This is a genomic window from Allobosea sp. CCNWLY174 (assembly GCF_037120455.1).
Classification (GTDB): domain Bacteria; phylum Pseudomonadota; class Alphaproteobacteria; order Rhizobiales; family Beijerinckiaceae; genus Allobosea; species Allobosea lupini.
Genome location: NZ_JBBBBQ010000002.1, coordinates 141,561 through 155,485, shown reverse-complemented (window position 1 = coordinate 155,485; position 13,925 = coordinate 141,561). Strand labels below are relative to the sequence as shown.

Here is a 13,925-nt window from a genome sequence, read left to right as displayed (position 1 = left end):
GCCGCATCACGCATGCTCCATATGGATGCGTTCGCGCAGATCATGGACGATGTCGACGAACTCGGCGGTGAAGGTCGTCTCCAGCGTGCGCGGGCGCGGCAGCTCGATCTTGCTGATCTTGACGATCCGTCCTGGCCGGCGGCTCATCACATAGACGGTGTCGGCGAGATAGACCGCCTCGCGCAGGTCGTGCGTCACCAGCACGGCGGTGAAGCGGCGCTCCAGCCAGAGCGCCTGCATCACGCCCCAGAGCTCCTCGCGGGTGAAGGCGTCGAGCGCGCCGAAGGGCTCGTCGAGCATCAGGATCTCGGGCTCGTGGACCAGCGCGCGGCACAGGCTGGAGCGCTGCTGCATGCCGCCGGAGAGCTGCCAGGGAAACTTGTCGCCGAAGCCGCCGAGGCCCACCGATGCGAGCAGCTTTTCCACCCGTTCGACGTATTCGGCCTTGTTCGCCCGGAAGCGGCGCTTGTGCGGCTCGACCACTTCGAGCGGCAGGAGGATGTTGTCGCGCGTCGTGCGCCAGGGCATCAGCGTCGGCGCCTGGAAAGCCATGCCGACACCGCGGATCGGGCCCTTGACCGGCTGGCCGTGGACCCGGACCTCGCCGCCGCTCGGTGGCAGCAACCCGGTGACCAGCTTCATCAGCGTGGACTTGCCGCAGCCGGAGGGGCCGACCACGGCAATGAACTCGCCCTTGGCGATATCGAGCGTCGCATCCTCCAGCGCCAGCATGCGCGAGGGCCCGCTGCCATAGGCGAGGCTGACCTTGCGCAGTTCGACGAGAGGCGTGTCGGCTCGCCTTCGCGAGCCCTCATCCTGAGGAGCAGCCGCAGGCTGCGTCTCGAAGGATGGTCCAGATGTCACGGGAGCCTCCTGAAGCATCCTTCGAGACGCCGTCCCTGGTGGGACGGCTCCTCAGGATGAGGGCTGGAGCGGGTGGCCAGGTCGATTACGGCGCGACCATGCGCTCCGCCTTGGGCGGCAGGAACTTGTTGGTGAACACCTTGTCGGGTGCCGGCGCGGCCGGCAGGCCGAAGGCGTCGGCAACGTCGGTGACCGAGCGGGCAAAGCGCGCCGGGTCGACATCGCCCATGCCGTTCTCCTTCACGAAGGGCGTCAGCACATTCATCTTCAGCGACAGGTCGAGGCGCTCGGTCTCGAGCTTCTCGTCGATCAGCGGGTCGCGCTTCTTGGCGGCGGCGATACCGAGAGCCGGATTGGCGGCGACCTCCTTCCAGGCCTTGGCCGTGGCGCGCAGGAAGCCCTTCACCACCTCAGGCTTCTCGGCGAGGGCCGGCGAGACGATGATGCCGTTGCCGTATACGTCCATCTTGTAGTCGGAGTAGTTGAAGGAGACGATGTCCTCCTGCTTCACGCCGCGCGCCTTGAGGTCGAGCACCGAGGAGAAGAAGTGCCCGCTGATGAAGTCGACCGTGCCCTGCACCATCGACTGCTCGCGCAATTGCGGCGTCAGGTTGACGTGATTGACGCTCTTGGCATCGATGCCGACCTTCTTGGCGAAGGCGGGAAAGAGCCGGAACGAAGCGTCGAATACCGGCGCGCCCAGCTTCTTGCCGGCGAGATCGGCCGGCTTGGTGATGCCGGTCTTCTTCAGCGTGTGCACGCCGAAGGGCGGGAAGTCATAGGCCATGAAGACGCAGAGGATCTCCTTGCCGGCGTTCTTGGCGTTGTACTCGATCAGCGAGTTCACATCGGCGAAGCCGATATCGTAGGCGCCGGTGGCGACGCGCTGGACCGCGCCGGCCGAGCCCTGGCCGGGATCCATCGTCACGTCCAGCCCCTCGGCCTTGTAGTAGCCCTTCTCCAGCGCAACCAGGAAAGGCGAGGTCGGCCCCTGGAACACCCAGTCGAGCGTGAACTTGACCGCGGTCTGCGCCTGCGCCGGCGACATCGCTCCCAGGGCCAGCGCAGCCGCGCCGGCGAGCACGACGCGGCGGCTGAGCGCCCATGCCAAACACTTGCCGGCCCGCTGCGAGCCGGAATGCCCCCACTTAACCTCACGAACCATCGAAGCCGACCCCTGCTTATGTTGTACGACGACGCTAACGGGGCTCTCTTGTGAGTCAATCGACCGGGCGGGGTTGTCTGCCGCTTTTTCAGGCAGGCGTTTTCCATCTTGCCGGCAGATGGCGTCCCGGTTGTTGCACCGCACGCGCATATCTGCGAAACCGCGCCCTTCCCTGCCCTATCCTGCGAGACCTCTAGCCAAAATGCCCGCTTTCGAACCCGCGCTGATCGAAGCCGCCCGCGTCTCGGCCGCCTGGCCGTTCGAGGAAGCCAAGAAGCTCGTGGCGCGGTTGCAGAAATCGGGCAAGCGGGAGGTGGTGTTCGAGACCGGCTACGGTCCGTCGGGCCTGCCGCATATCGGCACCTTCGGCGAGGTCGCGCGCACCTCGATGGTGCGCCATGCCTTCCAGGTGCTGACCGACGGCGCTGTCCCGACCCGGCTGATCGCCTTCTCGGACGATATGGACGGCCTGCGCAAGGTGCCGGACAACGTCCCGAACAAGGAGCTGCTGGCGCAGCATCTCGGCAAGCCGCTGACCGAGGTGCCGGACCCGTTCGGCACGCACGACTCGTTCGGCCGGCACAACAATGCAAGGCTCTGCGCCTTCCTCGATCAGTTCGGCTTCGACTACGAGTTCAAGTCCTCGACCGACGCCTATCGCGCCGGCGAGTTCGACACGACCCTGCTCAGGATGCTGGCCCGCTTCGACAAGATCATGTCGATCATGCTGGCGACCCTGCGCGAGGAGCGCGCCGCGACCTATTCGCCTTTCCTGCCAATCCATCCGAAGACCCGCATCGTCATGCAGGTGCCGATCGAGGCGCGCGATGTCGAGGCCGGCACCATCACGTGGACCGATCCGCAGAGCGGCGAGCGCTTCACCACGCCGGTGACCGGCGGCCATGCCAAGCTGCAATGGAAGCCGGATTGGGCGATGCGCTGGGTCGCGCTCGGCGTCGACTACGAGATGGCCGGCAAGGACCTGATCGACTCGGTCAAGGTCTCCTCGCAGATCGCCCGCGCGATCGACGGCACGCCGCCGGAGGGCTTCAACTACGAACTCTTCCTCGACGAGCAGGGCCAGAAGATCTCGAAGTCGAAGGGCAATGGCCTGACCATCGAAGACTGGCTGAGCTATGGCCCGCCGGAGTCGCTGGCGCTGTTCATGTATTCGCGCCCGCGCGAGGCCAAGAAGCTGCATTTCGACGTGATCCCGCGCGCGGTCGACGACTACCTTCAGTTCCTGGGCGGCTATGATCGGCAGGACTGGAAGAACCGCCTCGGCAATCCGGTCTGGCACATCCATGCCGGCACACCGCCGCAGCCGGAGGTGGTCGCCACCGGCGCCGGCGACTATGCGGTGCGCACGCAGATCTCGTTCTCGCTGCTGATGAACCTCGTCGCCGTCGCGAACTCCGAGGACAAGGCGGTGCTCTGGGGCTTCCTGCAGCGCTATGCGCCCGGCATTTCGCCTGAGAGCCATCCGCGGCTCGATGCGCTCGTCGGCTACGCGCTCGCCTACTTCAGAGACTTCGTGAAGCCGGCCAAGCACTACCGCCCGGCCGACGAGACCGAACGCGCCGCCTTCCTCGCATTGGACGCGACACTCGCCGCGCTGCCGGCAGGTGCTAGCGCCGAAGAGGTTCAGGATGCGGCGCTCGACGTCGCCCGCGCCATCCCGCGCTACCAGAACCTCAGCGCCAAGAATGCGACGCCGGAGCGGCCGGGCGTCTCCGGCGACTGGTGGAAGGCGATCTACCAGGTGATGTTCGGCGAGGATCAGGGCCCGCGCTTCGGCTCCTTCGCCGCGATCTACGGCCTCGACAACACCCGCAAGCTGATCGCCAAGGCGCTCGATGGCGGGCTGATCCGCGAGCATGAGGCCTTCCTCGCGGCGCGCCAGCCGCTCAGCGCATGAGTGCAGCGGCGGCTGAGGCGGTCGAGAAGGCCATCGCCAGCCGCCGCGCCGTGCGCGCCTTCTTGCCCGATCCCGTCGATCCGGCACTGGTGCGCCGCCTGATCGCACTGGCCGCGCAGGCGCCTAGCGGCACCAATATGCAGCCCTGGCGCCTGCGCGTGCTCGGCCCCAGGACCCGCGCGAAGCTGGAGACGGCGCTGGTTGCCGCGCTCGACGATCCCTCCCCGCGTGAGGAGGAGTATCGCTATTATCCTGCGATCCTCCGCGAGCCCTATCTCTCTCGCCGCCGCAAGGTCGGCTGGGACCTCTACGGCCTGCTCGGCGTCGCCAAGGGCGACCATGCCGGGATGCGCCGCCAGACCGAGGCGAACCTGCGCTTCTTCGGCGCGCCGGTCGCGCTGATGCTGACGGTCGACCGCGATCTCGAGATCGGCTCCTGGCTCGATCTCGGCGCCTTCGTCCAGACCTTGCTGATCGCGGCGCAGGGTCATGGTCTCGACTCCTGCCCGCAGGCGATCTTCGCCAGCTTTCATGGAATCGTGCGGCGCGAGCTTTCCATTCCACAGAACGAGGTCGTGGTCTGCGGCATCGCACTCGGCAAGGCCGATCCGGACGCGCCGGCAAACCGGCTCGTGCCGGAGCGCGAGCCGGTCGAGGGCTTCACCAGCTGGCTGGATTAGGGCGCGCCCCGCGCCTCAGCCCGCCACGGCGGTATACTCGGTCTCGACCGAGGAATCGTGCAGATGGTGGTCGTAGCCGTAGATGTGGATCGAGATCGCATCGCCCACGCCGCGGTTCTGCATGCGGTGGATGTTCGGCCCGGTCGGCAGCATGCAGGCGACATAGCCGGCCTGGCGCTTATGCTCCTCGGTCGGAACGGCGCGATTGGCATCGATGGCGCGATACCAGGTTTCCGTCAGGGCACCCGCGACCATGCCAAAGCAGCACGAGCAGTGATGGTCGTGGATGCAGGTCGTGGCGCCTTCGCCCCAGACCATCGCCCAGACGCTGACGGCCTCGTTGCCGGCGAGCAGGTTGCGGGCATAGCCGCCCTGCTTGCGCAGCAGCGGCAGGGCCTGGATCAGGTCGGGGATAGCGACGAGTTCGTTGAGGACGGCACGGGCGGCGGCGAGATAGTCGCGCGAGCAGGTGCCCTCATGGGTCTGCAGGGCATTCAGCACCGCGCCGCTCCGCTCCTCGCCGAGAAAGCCCTGCATGTCCCTGATCCCCCGTCGCATCGAATGACAGGAGGATGATAGGCCGGGCCCGGTGGGAACGGTTTGCGATCCGCCGCTCAAAATACGGCAAAATTAGAAACTGATACCAATATAGTTCTCGATATGAGAAAATAATTTCCGCTCGTAGATAGCGAGTGATATTCTGTTCCGGGGAGATCCATCGCCGTGGCCAGGCTCGACACCTTCGATCTGCGCATTCTCGCCCTGCTGCAGCAGGATGCGAGCCAACCGCTGGCGGAGATCGCGGCGGCGGTCGGACTGTCGCCGACACCGTGCTGGCGGCGCATCCAGAAGCTGGAAGAAGCAGGCCATATCAGGCGGCGCGTCGCGCTGCTCGACCGCACCAAGCTGAAGGCCGGCGTCACCGTCTTCATCGCGGTGAAGACGGCGCGCCATACGATGGAATGGCTGGAGCGCTTCCACGCCGCCGTACACGACCTGCCCGAGATCGTCGACTTCTATCGGATGAGCGGCGATATCGACTATCTGCTCAAGGCCTATGTCTCGGACATCTCCGCCTATGATGCACTCTACAAGAAGCTGATCTCGCGCATCGAGCTCAGCGACGTCACCTCCATGTTCGCCATGGAGGAGCTGAAGTCGACCACGGCGATCCCCCTCGGCTTCGCCGCCGAGGAGCCGTAACGGATCAGGCGCGGAGCGAGGTGAACCCCTTGCCCTCGGCCGCGAGCTTGCGCAGCAGCGGCGCCGGTTCGAGCGAGGCATCGCCGCTTTCCTTCGCCTGCTGCTCAAGCCGCTCGACGATGGTGGCCAGTCCGACGCTCTCAGCCCAATGCATCGGCCCGCCGCGCCAGGCCGGCCAGTTGTAGCCGTTGAGCCAGACCGTATCGATGTCGCCGGCGCGCGTGGCGATGCCTTCGTCGAGGATGCGCGCGCCCTCGTTGACCATCGGGTCGAGCAGCCGCGCCAGGATCTCTTCGCTGGTGAAGCTGCGCCGCGTTACGCCCTTCCTCGCCGAGACCTCGGCGATCAGCGCCTCGACCTCCGGATCGCGCTCGCCGGCTCGCGCGCCTTCGGGATAGCGGTAATAGCCGCGCCCGGTCTTCTGGCCGAACCAGCCGCGCTCGCAGATCGCATCCGCCACGGCGGCGGTCTTGCCGCGCGCCTTGCGGCTGCGCCAGCTGATGTCGTTGCCGGCGAGATCGGACATGGCGAACGGCCCCATCTTGAAGCCGAAGCCGGTCAGCGCCGCATCGACCTCATGCGGGAGCGCACCGGCGACGAGCAGGCGCTCGGCGGCGCGGGTGCGCGCCTCCAGCATGCGGTTGCCGACGAAGCCGAAGCAGTTGCCGACCACGACCGGCACCTTGCCGAGCTTGCGCCCGAGGCCGATCGCGGTTGCGACGACATCGTTGGCGACGCCGGCGGGCCGGACGATCTCCAGCAGCTTCATCACATTGGCCGGGCTGAAGAAGTGCAGGCCGAGCACCTCGGCCGGCCGGCTCGTCACGGCAGCGATCTCGGTGAGGTCGAGATAGGAGGTGTTGCTGGCGAGGATCGCGCCCGGCTTGGCGATCGTGTCGAGCGCGCCAAAAATCTCCCGCTTGACGCCCATCTCCTCGAAGGCAGCCTCGATCACGATGTCAGCTTCCGCAGCGGCGGCAAGCCCGACCGCCGGCGTGATCAGGGCCATGCGCTGCTCGCGCACCGCCTCGGTCATCGAGCCGCGCTTGACCGAGAAGCCATAGGTGTCGCGCACCCGGGCATGGCCCTTGTCGATCTGCTCCTGCGTCGTCTCGATCAGCGTCACCGGGATGCCGGCATTGGCGAAGCACATCGCGATGCCGCCACCCATGGTGCCGGCGCCGATCACGGCGGCGCGCGCGATAGGACGCGGCTTCACGCTCTCGTCGATACCGGGCACCTTCGCCGCCTCGCGCTCGGCGAAGAAGACATAGCGCAGCGCCTTGGAGCGCTCGTCGCCGAGGAGCTTCACGAACAGCGCCCGCTCGGTCGCAAGCCCCTCCGCCAGCGGCAACGTCAGGGCCGCGCGCACCGCCTCGACCAGCGCCGCGACATTCGGCATCTCGCCCGATTTCGCCAGCGCATCCTTGGCCAGTGCCTCGAAAGCCTCGCGCTCGCTCCCGGTCAGCTTGTCGGTGCGCGCGCTGGTCTTCACCGGCACGCCCTTGCCTGCCAGCTCCTGCGCCAGCGCGATCGCAGCCGCGGTGGCATCGCTCTCGACGAGCTTGTCGACCAGCCCGAGCGCCAGCGCCTTCTGCGCCGGGATCGGCTCGCCCGAGAGCATCATCGGGAAGGCGGCGGCCGCTCCGATCAGGCGCGTCAGGCGTTGCGTGCCGCCGGCGCCCGGAATCAGGCCGAGCTTGATCTCCGGCAGGCCGAGCTTCGCGGCCGGCGTCGCGATGCGGCCATGGCAGGCGAGCGCGACTTCCAGCCCACCGCCCAATGCGACGCCCTCGATCGCGGCGACCACAGGTTTCGGCGCATCCTCGATCGCCGCCAGCAGGTCTGGCAGGATCGGCGGGGTCGGCGGCTTGCCGAACTCGCTGATATCAGCACCAGCGATGAAGGCGCGGCCCTTGGCGGCGATGATCAGTGCCGTCACGGCCGGATCGGCCATCGCCTGCGCCAGCGCGTTGTTGAGATCATTCCGGAGCGCAGCCGAGAGCGCATTCACAGGCGGGTTGTCGAGCGTCGCGACGGCGATCTCGCCCTGGCGGGTCAATGTAACGGTAGGCATGCGATCTCCACCCTGTCCTGCTCGCAGCGCAACCGCACCGCTGAATTAGTTGAAATTTAAAATAATGACGGGAGCCCCGCAATGCCGCGAGCCTAAGGGCTTCCTTGACCGGTGCAAGCGGCTCCCCCATCGTCTGCCGCCCGTTTCCGGCGGGAAGGACATTCGAGAAGGTTTGCATGACCGAGACCGTTCTGAGCGAGACCCCGGCCGAGGGCGTCAGGCAGATCACCATGAACCGGCCCGACCGGCGCAATGCGCTCGACCGCGCCACCTATCAGGGGCTGATCGACGCGCTTGCCGCCGCTGATGCCGACGCCTCGGTGCGCGCCGTCGTGCTCACCGGCGCCGGCGGCTGCTTCACCAGCGGCAACGACATCAAGGATTTTGCTGCGGCTGCCGCGACCGGCGTCGGCGCCGAGATCGCCATCGACTTCCTGACCGCGATCTCGACGGCGAAGAAGCCGATTGTCGCTGCGGCGGAAGGCTTCGCCGTCGGCATCGGCACCACCATGCTGCTGCATTGCGATCTCGCTTTCGCCGGACGCAGCGCCAGTTTCCGCATGCCCTTCGTCAGCCTCGGCCTCTGCCCGGAAGGCGGCTCGAGCTATCTCCTGCCGCTGATCGCCGGCAGCAAGCGCGCCGCCGAATTGCTGATGCTGGGCGAGCCCTTCGGGCCCGAGGTCGCGCAGGACGCCGGCCTGATCAACGGCGTCACCGACGAAGGCGGCGCGCTGGCGGCCGCGCTCGAGAAAGCCAGGGCGCTGGCGGCGCTGCCGCCACAATCGGTGGCGCTGACCAAGTCGTTGCTGAAGCGCGGCAGCGCCGCCGCCGTGGCCGAGACGATCGGCACCGAGGCACGCCATTTCGGCGAGCGCCTGAAATCGGCCGAGGCACAGGCCGCCTTCATGGCGTTCCTGACCAAGCGCTGACGGCGCCCAACTGTCGCGCCGTTGTCGCGGGAATCGCGGAACTTCCTGCTCCTCGTCACGTTGACGCGCGTCGGCAATCGCAAGGAGCAGGATGTGAAGTTGAAGGTCGTCGCCACCCTGGTCTATCGCTTCGACCATGAAACGCCGGTGATCGTCGCGATCGAGCCGGCGCGGTCCCCGGATCAGACCATCGTTTCGGAGCAACTGCTGATCGACCAGCCCGCCGAATTGATCCGGGACCTGGATGCGGACACTGGCATGCGCCGCTTCCGCGGGGTGCTGTCGGGCCAGGTCTCGATCCAGTATCAGGGCACGATCGACAACGGCACACGCCGCCTGCTGCACGCCGATGCGCGCCAGCACGCTTGGGCCGAACTGCCGGCAGAGGTGCTGCCCTATCTGTTGCCGAGCCGCTTCTGCCCCTCCGACAACCTGATGCGCTTCGCCCAGCGCGAGTTCAGCGACATTGAGGCCGGCGGCGCCAAGGTGCTCGCCGTGGTCGACTGGCTGCAGGAGCACGTCGATTACATCCATGGCGTCAGCAACGCCCAGACCACGGCCGAGCAGACCTTCATCGACCGCGCCGGCGTCTGCCGCGACTTCAGCCATCTCGCCATCGCGCTCTGCCGTGCGCTCAATCTGCCGGCCCGCGCCGTCAGCGTCTATGCAGCCGATCTCGCTCCGCCGGACTTCCACGCCGTCTTCGAGGTCTATCTCGACGGCCAGTGGTGGCTGGTCGATCCGACGCGGCTGGCACCGGTCGACGGCATGGTCCGCATCGCGGCTGGGCGCGACGCGGCCGACATCGCCTTCTTGACCAGCGGCAATTTCTGCCAGTGCCTCAACCAGTGGGTCGAGGTCAGCCGCATGGAGGACAGCGAGCCGGCGCAGGCGGCCTGAGCTCAGGCAGCCGCCATCCGCCGCCGTCCGGCGCGCCACAGGCTGTGCGCCAACGCCGCCAGGAAGAGAACCGCCTGCACCACGACGATGCACGGCCCGGTCGCGACATCGAGATGGAAGCTCAGGATCGTGCCGAAGACGCTCGACGTCACCGCCGCCGCGATCGCGGTCAGGAGCATCAGGTCGAAGCGGCGCGTCGTCAGGAAGCCGATCGCGCCGGGCGCGACCAGCATGGCGACGACCAGGATGATGCCGACCGCCTTGAGCGCCGCGACGATGGTCAGCGCCAGCATGGCGAGCAGGCCGAAATGCAGCGCCTTCACCGGCAGGCCAATGGCGCGCGCATGCGCCGGGTCGAAGGCGTGCAGCAGGAAATCGCGCCGCTTCGCCAGCATGAAGCCGGCGACCGGCAAGGCGATCAGCGCCGTTTCGGCGATGTCACCCCAGGTCACGCCCAGCATATTGCCGAACAGGATGTGCATGAGGTGCTGGTCGCTGTCGACCTTGACGAAGAGCACGAGGCCGAGCGCGAACATGCCGGAGAAGACGATGCCCATCACCGTGTCCTCCTTCACCCGGCTGTTCTCCTTGAGATAGCCGATGCCGAAGGCGCAGGTCAGGCCGGCGGCGAAGGCGCCGATGGCGAGCGGCAGGCTCGCGATATGGGCGAGCACGATGCCGGGCAGTACCGCATGCGAGACCGCATCGCCCATCAGCGACCAGCCCTTGAGCACGAGGAAGCAGGACAGCACGGCACAGACGAGGCCGACCATCACCGCGACCGCGAGGCCGCGCAGCATGAACTCGTGCGCAAAGGGCGCGAGCAGCCAGGTTTGAATGAGGCTCATGCCGGGCCTCCGACGCTGGCGGCCCGGCGCGCGCCGAGACGGCCATGCTTGGGCGCGAACAGGAAGGCGGCGAGGAAGAGCAACGTCTGGAGCACGACGATCAGCCCGCCGGTGGAGCCGTCGAGGAAATAGCTGGCATAGGCGCCGACCGCCGACGTCACGACGCCCATCGTCACCGCGATCGCAATAAGCAGCCCGAAACGGTCGGTCAGGAGATAGGCGGTTGCTCCCGGCGTTACCACCATGGCGATCACGAGGCAGGCGCCGACCGTCTGCAGCGCCGCGACGGTGCAGGCCGAAAGCAGCACGAAGAACAGGATCTTCAGCCGTGTCGGCGACAGGCCGACGGCACGCGCCTGGTTCTCATCGAAGAAGACCAGCATCAGGTCCTTCCAGCGCAGCAGCAGGATGGCGAGCGAGACGAAGGCGATGATCGCGACCTGGACGACGTCCTCGTCGGAGATGCCGAGGATGTTGCCGAGCACGATCGACTGGACGTTGACCGAGGTCGGGTTGATCGAGACGATCATCAGGCCGACGGCGAAGAACGTCGTGAAGACGATGCCGATCACGGCATCCTCGCGCAATTGCGTGCGCACCCGGACCAGCGCCATGGCAAGCGCCGCCAGCAGGCCGGAGAAGAAGGCGCCGGCGGCGTAGGGAACCTTCAGGAGATAGGCGAGCGCGACGCCAGGTACGATCGCATGCGCCAGCGCGTCGCCCATCAGCGACCAGCCCTTGAGCATCAGGTAGCAGGACAGGAAGGCGCAGACGCCGCCGACCAGAGCCGAGACCCAGATCGCCTTGACCATGTACTGATAGCCGAAGGGTTCGAGCAGGAGCTCCATCACGGCTGCCCGTCCTTCCTGCCGGCGGCGGGCTTCTCATGATCGCGATCGCCGTAGAAGACGAGCGGGCGCTCGTCGTCGGTGATCACGGTGACGCGGCGCTGGTCGGCGTCGGCATGCAGGCTCGCGCCCTCCAGGCGGAAATGCCGGAGCGCGCCGCCGAAGGCCCGCTGCAGATTGTCCTGGGTGAAGGTCGTCTCGGTCGGCCCGGCCGCGAGCACGGTCTTGTTGACGATCACGACCTGGTCGCAGAAATCCGGGATCGAGCCGAGATCATGGGTCGAGACCAGCATCAGCCGGCCTTCCGCCCTGAGTTCGCGCATGAGCCCGACGATCTGGTCCTCGGTCTTGACGTCGACACCGGTGAAGGGCTCGTCGAGCAGGATCACCTGCCCGCCCTGCGCCAGCGCCCGCGCCAGAAAGACGCGCTTGCGCTGGCCGCCGGAGAGTTCGCCGATCTGGCGGCGGCGGAACTCCAGCATGTTGACGCGCTCGAGCGCCAGCTCGGCCGCTTCGCGGTCCGCCTTACGCGGCATGCGCATGAAGCCCATATGGCCGTAGCGCCCCATCATCACGACGTCGTCGACCAGCACCGGGAAGGTCCAGTCGACTTCCTCGGCCTGAGGCACATAGGCGACGAGGCCGCGCTTCAGCGCCGCGCGAACCTCCATACCGGCGATGCTGACCAGCCCCTGCGCCGGCTTGAGGAAGCCCATCAGCGTCTTGAAGATCGTCGACTTGCCTGAGCCGTTGACGCCGACCAGCGCGCAGATCGTGCCGGGGCCGAGCGCGAAGGAGGCATCGTTCACCGCGGTGACGCCATTGGCGTAGCGCACGGTGACGCCGCTGACCACGATCGACGGCGTCGCTCCCTGCCCCGGGCGAATCTCGGCGGTCCGCGGATTCACTGGCCGAACCCTTTCGCGATGGTATCGACGGTGACTTCGAGCAGCTTGAGATAGGTCGGCACCGCGCCGCGCGCATCGGAGAGCGAGTCGACATAGAGCACGCCGCCATATTTGGCGCCGGTCTCGCGCGCGACCTGCTTGGCGGCACGGTCCGAAATCGTGCTCTCGCTGAACACGGCCGGAATCTTGTTCTTGCGGACGAGGTCGATCAGGCGGCGCACCTGCTGCGGCGTGCCCTGCTCGTCGGAGTTGATCGGCCAGAGATAGGCTTCGCGCCAGCCATAGTCGCGCGTCAGATAGCTGAAGGCGCCCTCGCTGGAGACCAGCCAGCGCTTCTCGGCCGGCACCTTGTCGAGTCGGGCGCGCAGAGGCGCGTCCATCGCTTTGATCTGCGCGGAATAGTCGGCCGCGTTCTTGGCATAGGTCGCGGCATTGGCCGGATCGGCCTCAGCCAGCGCCTTGCGGATGTTCTCGACATAGATCAGCGCGCTCGCCGTCGACATCCAGGCATGCGGATTGGGCTTGCCCTCATAGGGTCCGTCCTTGATGCCCATCGGCGCGATGCCGTCCGTCACCACCGCGCTCCGGACGTTCTTCACATTGTCGAAGAACTTCTCGAACCAGCGCTCCAGGTTCATGCCGTTCCAGAGCACGAGATCGGCCGATTGTGCCTTCACCACGTCGAGCGGAGTCGGCTGGTAATCGTGGATCTCTGCTCCCGGCTTGGTGATCGACTCGACGATCGCCGCCGTGCCGGCGACGTTCTGGGCGATGTCCTGGATCACCGTGAAGGTCGTGACGACGCGCAGCGGCTTGCCGGGCGCGGCCTGTGCCAGGGCGCTTCCAGCGGAAACGGCGAGGCCAAGCGTCAGCGTCGCAGCTGCGACGAGATCAAGGAAACAGCGGCGCGAGGGCATGGTCTCTCCAATAGCGAACAGCGATTGGTACAACGCTATTGCAAACTATTTGCATCTGTCAACGCAATTGCAACCCAATTGCGACAAGTCATTTTTGCAAATGCGTCTCAGGGTTGCTACCTCTCGCGCATGAAAGGAATCGACCAGCGCGTAACGGAATTCGAGCACCAGCTCCGCAAGGCGGGCCTGCGCATGACCCAGCAGCGCCGGCTGATCCTGCGGGTCCTGGCCGAGGCCGATGACCATCCCGATGCGAAGGGCATCTTCACGCGCGCCTTCTTGCACGACCCGACGCTGTCGCTTTCGACCGTCTATCGCACGATGAAACTGCTGGAGACGCAGGGCGCGATCGAGCGCCATGCCTTCGAGGACGGCGTCTCGCGCTACGAGCACGCCGACCAGCAGCACCATGACCATCTGATCGATGTCGAGACCGGCCAGGTCGTCGAATTCTCCTCGCCCGAAATCGAGGCGCTCCAGGCGAAGATCGCGGCCGAACTTGGCTACGAGATCGTCCGCCACAAGCTCGAACTCTATGGCAGGAAGCTCGGCCGGAAGGGCCGCCGCAAACCCGGCGAAGGCTGAAGCCGAGTCTTGGCGGCAATGAGTTTACTGAATCTCAATCGCCACTTCGATAGCTCACGCAACGGCAACTTGCCTGTAGGAAG

Annotated in this window: 14 protein-coding genes; 6 read left to right on the top strand and 8 right to left on the bottom strand. The window is 66.7% G+C overall.

The window, feature by feature from the left end; translation table 11 throughout:
• Nucleotides 1–6 precede the first annotated feature (6 nt).
• Together V7S63_RS07515 and V7S63_RS07510 are read right to left on the bottom strand one after the other, a co-directional pair.
• Nucleotides 7–732, bottom strand: coding sequence for an ABC transporter ATP-binding protein (locus tag V7S63_RS07515; RefSeq protein ID WP_336530233.1), 726 nt, complete (start codon nucleotides 730–732; stop codon nucleotides 7–9).
• Nucleotides 733–949: 217 nt separating this feature from the next.
• Nucleotides 950–2,029: an ABC transporter substrate-binding protein gene (locus tag V7S63_RS07510; protein ID WP_336529756.1), complete on the bottom strand. Its 1,080-nt coding sequence runs from the start codon at nucleotides 2,027–2,029 to the stop codon at nucleotides 950–952.
• Between the two features lie 202 nt (nucleotides 2,030–2,231).
• Here V7S63_RS07510 and V7S63_RS07505 point away from each other — a divergent pair, with 202 nt between their 5' ends.
• The gene (locus V7S63_RS07505; RefSeq protein ID WP_336529755.1) at nucleotides 2,232–3,947 is read left to right on the top strand and encodes a lysine--tRNA ligase; all 1,716 of its coding nucleotides are present in this window, start codon (nucleotides 2,232–2,234) and stop codon (nucleotides 3,945–3,947) included.
• Nucleotides 3,944–4,627, top strand: coding sequence for a nitroreductase (locus V7S63_RS07500; RefSeq protein WP_336529754.1), 684 nt, complete (start codon nucleotides 3,944–3,946; stop codon nucleotides 4,625–4,627). The genes V7S63_RS07505 and V7S63_RS07500 overlap by 4 nt, the downstream gene beginning before the upstream one ends.
• A 15-nt stretch (nucleotides 4,628–4,642) precedes the next feature.
• Here the strand turns inward: V7S63_RS07500 and V7S63_RS07495 are convergent, their stop codons facing one another.
• Nucleotides 4,643–5,164: a cysteine dioxygenase gene (locus tag V7S63_RS07495; protein ID WP_336529753.1), complete on the bottom strand. Its 522-nt coding sequence runs from the start codon at nucleotides 5,162–5,164 to the stop codon at nucleotides 4,643–4,645.
• Nucleotides 5,165–5,350: 186 nt separating this feature from the next.
• Between V7S63_RS07495 and V7S63_RS07490 the strand changes: the two genes are divergently transcribed.
• Nucleotides 5,351–5,830 carry an Lrp/AsnC family transcriptional regulator gene (locus tag V7S63_RS07490; RefSeq protein ID WP_091836306.1) on the top strand — a complete coding sequence of 160 codons (480 nt, stop codon included), beginning with the start codon at nucleotides 5,351–5,353 and terminating at the stop codon, nucleotides 5,828–5,830.
• A 4-nt stretch (nucleotides 5,831–5,834) separates the two neighbouring features.
• On the opposite strand, the gene V7S63_RS07485 is transcribed toward V7S63_RS07490, so the two are convergent.
• Nucleotides 5,835–7,907 (bottom strand): 3-hydroxyacyl-CoA dehydrogenase NAD-binding domain-containing protein, encoded by a 2,073-nt coding sequence (locus V7S63_RS07485; protein ID WP_336529752.1) that lies wholly within the window; start codon nucleotides 7,905–7,907, stop codon nucleotides 5,835–5,837.
• 176 nt (nucleotides 7,908–8,083) lie between these two features.
• On the opposite strand from V7S63_RS07485, the gene V7S63_RS07480 reads away from it, so the two are divergent.
• Entirely contained in the window at nucleotides 8,084–8,836 is a 753-nt protein-coding gene (locus V7S63_RS07480) for an enoyl-CoA hydratase-related protein (protein ID WP_336529751.1), read from the top strand.
• Nucleotides 8,837–8,929: 93 nt separating this feature from the next.
• Nucleotides 8,930–9,736, top strand: coding sequence for a transglutaminase-like domain-containing protein (locus V7S63_RS07475; RefSeq protein WP_091837099.1), 807 nt, complete (start codon nucleotides 8,930–8,932; stop codon nucleotides 9,734–9,736).
• Nucleotides 9,737–9,738: 2 nt separating this feature from the next.
• On the opposite strand, the gene V7S63_RS07470 is transcribed toward V7S63_RS07475, so the two are convergent.
• The 4 genes from V7S63_RS07470 to V7S63_RS07455 are packed head-to-tail and all read right to left on the bottom strand — an operon-like array spanning nucleotide 9,739 to nucleotide 13,257.
• Nucleotides 9,739–10,584 carry a metal ABC transporter permease gene (locus V7S63_RS07470; protein ID WP_336529750.1) on the bottom strand — a complete coding sequence of 282 codons (846 nt, stop codon included), beginning with the start codon at nucleotides 10,582–10,584 and terminating at the stop codon, nucleotides 9,739–9,741.
• Entirely contained in the window at nucleotides 10,581–11,432 is an 852-nt protein-coding gene (locus tag V7S63_RS07465; protein ID WP_336530232.1) for a metal ABC transporter permease, read from the bottom strand. The genes V7S63_RS07470 and V7S63_RS07465 overlap by 4 nt, the downstream gene beginning before the upstream one ends.
• Nucleotides 11,432–12,340 (bottom strand): manganese/iron ABC transporter ATP-binding protein, encoded by a 909-nt coding sequence (locus tag V7S63_RS07460; protein ID WP_442896432.1) that lies wholly within the window; start codon nucleotides 12,338–12,340, stop codon nucleotides 11,432–11,434. Before V7S63_RS07460 ends, V7S63_RS07465 begins: the two co-directional genes overlap by 1 nt.
• A complete protein-coding gene (locus V7S63_RS07455; protein WP_336529749.1) occupies nucleotides 12,337–13,257 on the bottom strand; it encodes a metal ABC transporter substrate-binding protein in 921 nt (306 codons plus the stop codon). Before V7S63_RS07455 ends, V7S63_RS07460 begins: the two co-directional genes overlap by 4 nt.
• A gap of 129 nt (nucleotides 13,258–13,386) precedes the next feature.
• Here V7S63_RS07455 and V7S63_RS07450 point away from each other — a divergent pair, with 129 nt between their 5' ends.
• Complete coding sequence (locus tag V7S63_RS07450; RefSeq protein ID WP_091836320.1) at nucleotides 13,387–13,842, top strand: Fur family transcriptional regulator; 456 nt, start codon at nucleotides 13,387–13,389, stop codon at nucleotides 13,840–13,842.
• Nucleotides 13,843–13,925 lie beyond the last annotated feature (83 nt).

Coding starts and splice junctions, on each gene's coding strand:
- V7S63_RS07450 (WP_091836320.1), top strand. CDS start 13,387: ATGAAAGGAATCGACCAGCGCGTAACGGAATTCGAGCACCAGCTCCGC.
- V7S63_RS07485 (WP_336529752.1), bottom strand. CDS start 7,907: ATGCCTACCGTTACATTGACCCGCCAGGGCGAGATCGCCGTCGCGACG.
- V7S63_RS07505 (WP_336529755.1), top strand. CDS start 2,232: ATGCCCGCTTTCGAACCCGCGCTGATCGAAGCCGCCCGCGTCTCGGCC.
- V7S63_RS07500 (WP_336529754.1), top strand. CDS start 3,944: ATGAGTGCAGCGGCGGCTGAGGCGGTCGAGAAGGCCATCGCCAGCCGC.
- V7S63_RS07470 (WP_336529750.1), bottom strand. CDS start 10,584: ATGAGCCTCATTCAAACCTGGCTGCTCGCGCCCTTTGCGCACGAGTTC.
- V7S63_RS07480 (WP_336529751.1), top strand. CDS start 8,084: ATGACCGAGACCGTTCTGAGCGAGACCCCGGCCGAGGGCGTCAGGCAG.
- V7S63_RS07495 (WP_336529753.1), bottom strand. CDS start 5,164: ATGCAGGGCTTTCTCGGCGAGGAGCGGAGCGGCGCGGTGCTGAATGCC.
- V7S63_RS07515 (WP_336530233.1), bottom strand. CDS start 732: ATGCTGGCGCTGGAGGATGCGACGCTCGATATCGCCAAGGGCGAGTTC.
- V7S63_RS07455 (WP_336529749.1), bottom strand. CDS start 13,257: ATGCCCTCGCGCCGCTGTTTCCTTGATCTCGTCGCAGCTGCGACGCTG.
- V7S63_RS07465 (WP_336530232.1), bottom strand. CDS start 11,432: ATGGAGCTCCTGCTCGAACCCTTCGGCTATCAGTACATGGTCAAGGCG.
- V7S63_RS07510 (WP_336529756.1), bottom strand. CDS start 2,029: ATGGTTCGTGAGGTTAAGTGGGGGCATTCCGGCTCGCAGCGGGCCGGC.